Below are 4591 nucleotides of genomic sequence, written 5' to 3'. Positions count from 1 at the left end.
ATACTCTTGCAAGCTTTTTACTTCAAGTGCTTTGCCAGTTTGAACTGTGCTTAGTGACTTGGCAGCTGCGAGTGCTGCACGGATCGTTGTGAAGTAAGGGATCTTAAATCTAAGCACATTTTGGCGGATCTTTTTGCCATCATCCACGCTTGATTTAGTATCGCTTGTATTTATAACAAGTGCTATGTCGCCGTTTTTTAGCCTATCTTCGACGTTTGGCCTGCCCTCGCTTATCTTATAGACGAACTCAGCCTCCACACCAGCTTCGGTTAAAATTTTATGCGTGCCACCAGTTGCGATGACGCTAAAGCCAAGCGCTATAAGATCTTTTGCAAGGTCTGGTGCGTAAGACTTGTCGCCGTCAGCTAGCGTTAAAAATACCCTGCCCTTGCTTGGCAAAGTGTTGCTCGCAGCGATCTGGCTCTTTGCAAATGAGCTTGCAAAGTCGTGGCTGATACCCATGACCTCGCCCGTACTCTTCATCTCAGGGCCAAGTATGAGATCGGCACCACTTAGCTTATTAAACGGCAACACGCACTCTTTTACGCAAACATGCGAGCTTACGCGAGGTTTTAGGATGTCGCCATCTTCATAAACAACTCTGTAATCATCATAAAATTTAAGCGCTTCACGTAAATTTCCCTGCCACATGACTCTTGTCGCCACCTTTGCCATAGGCACGCCAGTAGCCTTGCTCACAAATGGCACGGTCCTGCTCGCGCGAGGATTTACCTCGATCATATAAAGCTCGTTTTCATAGATAGCAAACTGGATATTCATAAGGCCGACAACGCCTAAATTTAGCGCGATATCTCTGGTTTGTTTCTCCACTTTTTTTATCATCTCATCGCTTAAACTCATCGGTGGCAATATGCAAGCTGAGTCGCCAGAGTGAATTCCAGCCTCCTCGATGTGCTCCATTATCGCACCTATATAGACCTCTTTGCCGTCACATATCGCGTCTACGTCGAGCTCTTTTGCGTCTTGTAAAAATTTATCAAGTAGCACTGGTGAGTGGTTGCTGACCTTTACCGCCTCGCTCATATACTCTTTTAGCTCGCTCTCGTTATGCACCCTTCTCATCGCCCTGCCGCCAAGGACGTAGCTTGGGCGAACAAGCACTGGATAGCCGATAGTCGCGGCCTTTTGCAAGGCTTCTTCTAGGATTGTAGCGGTGTCATTTTTAGGCTGAAGGACGCCTATTTTATTTATAAATTCGCTAAATTTCTTTCTATCCTCCGCCACGTCGATCACTCTTGCAGTTGTTCCAATAATCTTTGCGCCGATCACGCTTAGGCGTTTTGCAAATTTAAGCGGAGTTTGTCCGCCAAAATGCACGATCACGCCGTCTGGCTTTTCACGCTCGATGACTGATCTAACGTGCTCAAAATCGATCGGCTCAAAGTACAAAATATCGCTCGTGTCGTAGTCGGTTGAGACGGTTTCTGGATTGCAGTTATACATTATCGTTTTTACGCCAAGGTCTCTTAGGGCGTAGCTTGCATGCACGCAGCAGTAGTCAAACTCTATGCCCTGGCCGATCCTGTTTGGACCGCCGCCTATTATCATCACCTTTTTAGCCTCTTTTGCTAGCTCTTTTTTAGGAAATTTAGTGATATTTGTGGTTGAGTAAAGATACGGCGTTAGCGCTTTAAATTCGCCTGCGCAAGTATCGACCTCGTTGTATTCAAGCTCGATGCCAAGCTTCTGCCTAGCAAAATAGATATCATTTTGGCTAAGCTCAAGATCGTCTTTTTCATTTATAAGCACAGCTATCATCTTGTCTGAAAAGCCCATGCTTTTGGCCTCTCGCAGTAGCTCTTCATTATTTAAGATATCCATGTCGATCTTATCTTCAAATTTAACTATCTCATAAATTTGCCCCAAAAACCAAGGATCGATCTTGCTAAACTCATGCACCTCAGCCACACTAAAGCCATCTCTAAATGCCTGCGCTAGATATAAAATTCTTCTCTCATTTGCATTTCTGATGCCATAAATCAAAGCATTTCTCTCTAGGCTAAGGCTGTTAAATCCGCAAAGATCACGCTCTAGGCTACAAAGCGCCTTTTGGATACTCTCTTTAAATGTCCTGCCAATAGCCATGACCTCGCCAACTGACTTCATCGCAGTGCCTAGATATGGGTTTGATCCTGGAAATTTCTCAAATGTAAAGCGTGGGATCTTTGTCACAATATAATCAATCACCGGCTCAAAGCTAGCAGGTGTGCCTGTGATGTCGTTTTTGATCTCATCTAGACTAAAACCAACTGCAAGCAGTGTCGCAACCTTTGCGATAGGATAGCCAGTGGCCTTACTAGCAAGCGCTGAGCTGCGGCTAACGCGTGGGTTCATCTCGATAACGATCATGCGGCCCGTTTTTGGGTCTATGGCAAACTGCACGTTGCTGCCGCCCGTATCAACGCCGATCTCACGAAGTATGGCAAAGCTAGCGTCACGCATAGCCTGATACTCTTTATCTGTGAGCGTGAGTGCTGGTGCGACCGTGATGCTATCGCCTGTGTGAACGCCCATTGGGTCGAAATTTTCGATCGAGCAGACGATGATGCAGTTATCGTTGCGGTCACGGATAACCTCCATCTCATACTCTTTCCAACCAAGCAAGCTCTCTTCTATCAAAATTTCATGTATCGGACTTGCGTCAAGGCCGGTGTTGGCTAGCTCTTTAAACTCATCCATATTGTAAGCCACGCCGCTACCTGCGCCGCCAAGTGTGTAACTAGCTCTTATGATGAGCGGAAAGCCTATCTCATTTGCCGCATTTAGCGCGTCGTCCATGTTGTAGGCATATCTGCTCTCAGGCAGATCCATACCGATCTTTTGCATGGTCGCTTTAAAAATTTGTCTATCTTCGCCCTTTTTTATCGCTTCTGGGTTTGCACCAAGAAATTTAACATCCTTTAAAAGGCCACTCTCAAAGACCTCCATAGCAGCATTTAGCGCTACTTGTCCGCCCATCGTTGGCAAAATGGCGTCAATATTTTCTTTTTCGATGATCTTTAAAATGCTATCTTTTGTGATCGGCTCTATATACGTTGCGTCAGCGAAATTTGGATCAGTCATGATGGTGGCTGGGTTTGAGTTGATAAGCACTACGCGGTATCCAAGCTCTTTTAGCGTCTTGGCTGCTTGCGTGCCTGAGTAGTCAAATTCGCAGGCTTGACCGATGACGATAGGGCCTGAGCCGATTAGCAAAATGGTATTTATATCTGTTCTTTTTGGCATCATTTTTCCTTTGTTACAACGTATAGGTAGTTTGGTATGTTTAGCTTTGCATAGGGCTCTACTATCACGCTTTGATAGGAGCTCTCTTTTAAAATTTTACTCACGCGCCCTACTGGCACCCCACTAAAAAATATCCCGTCAAGCCCGCTCGTAAAGACCTCGTCGCCCTCTTTTGGGCTGAGCCATTGTGGGATAAATTTCACCATTATTTGGCCTTGATTTCCATGCGCTACGCCTGGAATTTTGTCGTTTCCTATATAGACTGCAAATATACTTTTTGGGTCATTTTGCAAGTAAGCTAGCGGCTTGCCGTCTTTTGCGATGACGATGCCAGCGCTGCTTCCTTGATAGATGAGCCCGTAAATTTTATTTGGGTCGTATCCTTCAAACTCGCTTATCCAAATTTTATTATAATCCCCGATATGCACGTAGCTAAGCCCTTTTACTAGCTTTACAGCTGGGGCGTAGGCAGTTGAGTTTTTATCTTTTAAAATTTGATTTAGCTCATTTGCAAATGTCGATAGAAGCGTAGCTGAGCGCTCTAGTTCTTTGTTTTGCGCTCTTAGTTTTTCTATCTCGCTAGCCTGCCTAAAATATTCGTTTATATAGTCTTTCACACTTTTGGCAAAATTGTCGTATGAATTTATAGCGTAGTTGCTAAATTTAATAGAGATGTTGCTTAAAATTTCGCCCTTAAACATCGAGGCGCCAGCAAGCAACGCTATAAAAACAAAAAGAACAATCTTACTCTTCATTTGTTAGCTGTTGTAAAAGTCCGATCTCTTGAAGTGCCTTGCCTGTGCCTCTAGCAACAGCAAGAAGCGGCTCATCAGCTACAAACACTGGAAGCTTAACGATATCAGACAAGAACTTGTCAAGCCCTCTAATAAGCGCTCCACCGCCAGTTAGCACGATACCAGTCTCGACGATATCGCCAGCAAGATCAGGCGGCATCATCTCAAGCACGGTTTTTAGCGCATCTGCGATCTCTTTTAGCGGTTCTCTCATCGCCTCCCTCACATCCTCGCTTGTTAGCTCAACCCTGCTTAAAAGACCGCTCACTTGGTCGCGTCCTTTTACCACTACGCTTAGCTCTTTTTCAAGCTGCACAGCAGAGCCTACAGCGATCTTTATCTCCTCGCCTGTTCTCTCGCCTATTAGTAAGTTGTATTTTTCTTTTATGTAATTAACTATGCTGCTATCTATCTTGTCACCAGCTGTGCGGATAGATTTTGATATTACCAGACCGCCAAGTGAGACGACACCGATCTCAGTCGTGCCACCGCCGATATCAACTACAAGGTTGCCTTGTGGTTCGCGAACTGGTAAATTTGCTCCGATAGCC

3 protein-coding genes are annotated in these 4591 nt (G+C 45.2%); all 3 read right to left on the bottom strand.

Translation table 11 applies throughout. The features are described from left to right. The coding region (gene carB, locus UNSWCS_RS07610; protein WP_035143722.1) for a carbamoyl-phosphate synthase large subunit at positions 1-3246 on the bottom strand (3246 nt) is incomplete at its 3' end. Further along, entirely contained in the window at positions 3246-4001 is a 756-nt protein-coding gene (gene mreC / locus UNSWCS_RS07605) for a rod shape-determining protein MreC (RefSeq protein WP_004317872.1), read from the bottom strand. The genes carB and mreC, both read right to left, overlap by 1 nt. Next, the coding region (locus UNSWCS_RS07600) for a rod shape-determining protein (protein ID WP_035143720.1) at positions 3991-4591 on the bottom strand (601 nt) is incomplete at its 5' end. The genes mreC and UNSWCS_RS07600, both read right to left, overlap by 11 nt.

Origin of the sequence: Campylobacter concisus UNSWCS (assembly GCF_000466685.1) — a bacterium.
Taxonomy (GTDB): domain Bacteria; phylum Campylobacterota; class Campylobacteria; order Campylobacterales; family Campylobacteraceae; genus Campylobacter_A; species Campylobacter_A concisus_A.
This window is presented reverse-complemented; position numbering and strand designations above follow the sequence as displayed.